Genomic DNA, 3,172 nt, shown 5'->3' with positions numbered 1-3,172 from the left:
CGTTCGGCACCGAGTTCTTGTTGACCGTGATGTGCGCGCTGCCGAGGGCGGCTTCGGCGTCCTTGCCGCTGAGCTCGCGGCCGATCAGGTCGATCAGCATCAGATGGTTTTCGGTGCCGCCGGAGACGATCTTGTAGCCGCGCGCGATCAGCGTGTTGGCCATCGCCTGCGCGTTCTTGACCACCTGCTGCTGATAGGCGGTGAACTCAGGCTCCTGCGCTTCCTTGAAGGCCACGGCCTTGGCCGCGATCACGTGCATCAGCGGGCCGCCCTGGGTGCCGGGGAACACCAGCGACTGGAACTTCTTCTCCAGCGCCTCGTTGGCGCGGGCGATGATGATGCCGCCGCGCGGGCCGCGCAGGGTCTTGTGGGTGGTGCTGGTGACCACGTCGGCATGCGGCACCGGGTTCGGGTACACGCCCGCGGCGACCAGGCCGGCCACATGGGCCATGTCGACGAAGAAGTACGCGCCGACCGACTTCGCAATCGCTGCCATCCGCTCCCAGTCGATCTTCTGCGAGTAGGCCGAGAAACCGCCGACCAGCATCTTCGGTTTGTGCTCAAGGGCCAGCCGCTCGATCTCGCTGTAATCCAGCAGACCGTTTTCGTCGACGCCGTACTGCACCGCGTTGAAGATCTTGCCGCTGAAGTTGACCTTGGCGCCGTGGGTCAGGTGGCCGCCGTGGGCCAGCGACATGCCAAGGATGGTGTCGCCCGGATTCAGCAGGGCCAAGTACACCGCTGCATTGGCCTGGCTGCCGGAGTGCGGCTGCACATTGGCGTAGTCGGCGCCGAACAGCTGCTTGCAGCGTTCGATCGCCAGCCGTTCCGCCACATCAACGTGCTCGCAGCCGCCGTAGTAGCGCTTGCCCGGATAGCCCTCGGCGTACTTGTTGGTCAACACGCTGCCCTGGGCTTCGAGCACGCGCGGGCTGGCGTAGTTTTCCGACGCGATCAGTTCGACGTGGTCCTCCTGACGCTGGCGTTCGGCGGCCATCGCAGCGGCGAGTTCGGGGTCGTAGCCTTCGATCTTCATGGAGGACGCGAACATGGGCAGGGCACCAGGCGTTGGGGAAGACGCGAATGATACCTTGGCGCGCTTTGCCCTCTGAACTTCGCGCATGTCAACAGTCGATTCTGTCCCGCCCAACGCCCAGGCCGCCGCGGCCGAGGCCTATCGCCTTGCCTGCGAGAGCGCCGAGGCCGGCAGCGACCCGCGCCTGGCCGCCGCCCGCGTGCTGGCCGAAGGCGGCGATGTCTACACCGCCATGGCCTGGGCCTTCGAGGCCTTCAGCGGCTTCCACTTTCGCGAGGGCCACCGGGCGCTGGCGCTGGCGCTGCAGCGCGATGCGGGATTTTTGCCGGCGCGCTGGCTGGGCTTCCAGTACCCGCTTGACCCCAGCCACGCCAGCAGCGCCGAGCAGCAGGCCTTTATCGAGCGCTGGCGCGCCGGCCTGAAGTACTTCGAGTCACTGGACTACCGCCGCCCCGAGATCCACCAGCACATCTGGGGCTGTGTCGGCAGCGCGACTGCCTTTTATCTGCACTACGTCGACGCCGCGGTGCCGGAGATGAAGCGCTACGGCCGCCTGCTGGCGCGGATGATGGCCCAGCTCGACCCCGGCGAACCGCCGCGGCCCCTGCGCACCGGCCGGCGGCGCGTGATATTCGCCAGCGCCTTCTTTCGCGAGCACACCGTGGCGCGCCTGTTCCTGCCGCTGATCGAGGGCCTGGACCGCAGCCGCTTTGATATCCATCTGCTCGATTTCGAGCCCGGCCCCGAGCACTGGCAACGGCGCGTCGCCGCCGCCGGCACCCGCCACGCCGGCCCGCGCGAGGCGCCAGAGTGGGCGCAGCTGATCCGCGCCCTGCAGCCCGATGTGCTGGTGTACCTGGAACTGGGCATGCACCCGCTGGGCCAAGGCCTGGCCGCCCTGCGACTGGCGCCGCGCCAGGCCTGCCTGTGGGGGCACCCGGTCAGCACCGGCCTGCCAACCCTCGATTGGGTGCTGAGCCCGGACGCACTCGAGCCCGCGAACGCGCAGGACCACTATTCCGAACGCCTGCTGCGCCTGCCCGGCCTGGGCCACGGGCTGGCGGCGCCGGTGGAGGTGCCGGAAGCCGCGATGAATGAGTCGCTGGATACGCAGGAGACTGCGTCGGCCGAAGACCTCGCGGATGCGCCGCTGGATGCGGCAAAGGGCGCGTCGCAGGCCGCGACCACCGTTACGCCCACAGTCACCGCGCGCACCGCACGGGCCGCCACACACCTGCGTCGCACTCAAACCGGCAGCCTCGAAATCCTGTGCGCGCAAACCGCGTTCAAGCTGCTGCCCGCGCAGGACGCCGTGTTCGCCCGCCTGCTGCAGGCCCTGCCGCAGGCGCGCCTGCACCTGACCCCCTTGGTGCCCGCCCACGTGCAGGACGCGCTCGCAATGCGCATGCGGCCCGTGTTCGCCGCCCACAGCGTCGACTTCGACACCCGCGTCGTGCTGCATCCACTGATGCCCTTGGCTGAATTCCAGCGCCTCGCCATCGACTGCGACTTCGGCCTCGACAGCCTCGGCTGGTCCGGCGGCATGAGCGCCCTCGACCTGCTGCCCCGCGGCCTGCCGATCATCGCCATCGAAGGCCACACCATGCGCGAACGCCAAACCGCCGGCCTGCTGCGCCTGCTCGACCTGCCCGAACTGATCGCCCACGACGCCGAAGTCATGCTGCGCAAAGCCAAAGCTCTGGGCAGCGATCCCGCGGAGCGACAGCGCCTGCGGGAAGCGCTGCAGGCGCGGGCCGGACGACTGTATGCGCGGGCGGAGACGCAGGTGGCGTTGGGGGAATTTCTGGCGGGGTGAGGCTGGGAGGAAATAGCGAATGGGAAGTGGTAGCTGCACGCTCAGCTCGACCAATCGCACTGCCTTTGCATTCAATAGACGAAGAGCAAACGGTCGCGGAGCTTGCAATGGAGTGGCGACGAGCGCGCCGGCGTGACGATAATCTCGATCACGGACATGGGTTGTTTCCACGGCATATTTTGGCCCAACAGGTGCTAGGGAACCTCTGTTTTATCCCAGCCCGGCTGGTAGAATTTGTGCATCACCCACATGACAGTCACCCCATGAAGCAGACCACCTTCGACTCTCTGGCCTACACGGCGAAGAAGAAGCAGACGCGC

The 3,172-nt window shown here is 67.5% G+C and carries 3 protein-coding genes; 2 read left to right on the top strand and 1 reads right to left on the bottom strand.

Translation table 11 applies throughout. The features are described 5' to 3' along the window. A partial coding sequence (gene glyA / locus ACIQ7H_RS22185; protein ID WP_395795669.1) for a serine hydroxymethyltransferase occupies positions 1-1,051 on the bottom strand: 1,051 nt, incomplete at its 3' end. Positions 1,052-1,121: 70 nt separating this feature from the next. On the opposite strand from glyA, the gene ACIQ7H_RS22180 reads away from it, so the two are divergent. After that, the gene (locus ACIQ7H_RS22180) at positions 1,122-2,852 is read left to right on the top strand and encodes a hypothetical protein (protein ID WP_395795667.1); all 1,731 of its coding nucleotides are present in this window, start codon (positions 1,122-1,124) and stop codon (positions 2,850-2,852) included. Between the two features lie 107 nt (positions 2,853-2,959). Beyond that, positions 2,960-3,172: hypothetical protein (locus tag ACIQ7H_RS22175; protein WP_395795665.1), on the top strand; the 213-nt coding region annotated here is incomplete at its 3' end.

It is taken from the genome of Aquimonas sp., from assembly GCF_044377145.1.
Classification (GTDB): Bacteria; Pseudomonadota; Gammaproteobacteria; order Xanthomonadales; family Xanthomonadaceae; genus Aquimonas.
Note: the sequence above shows the minus strand (reverse complement) of the source record. Positions and strands in the feature narration are given on the sequence as shown.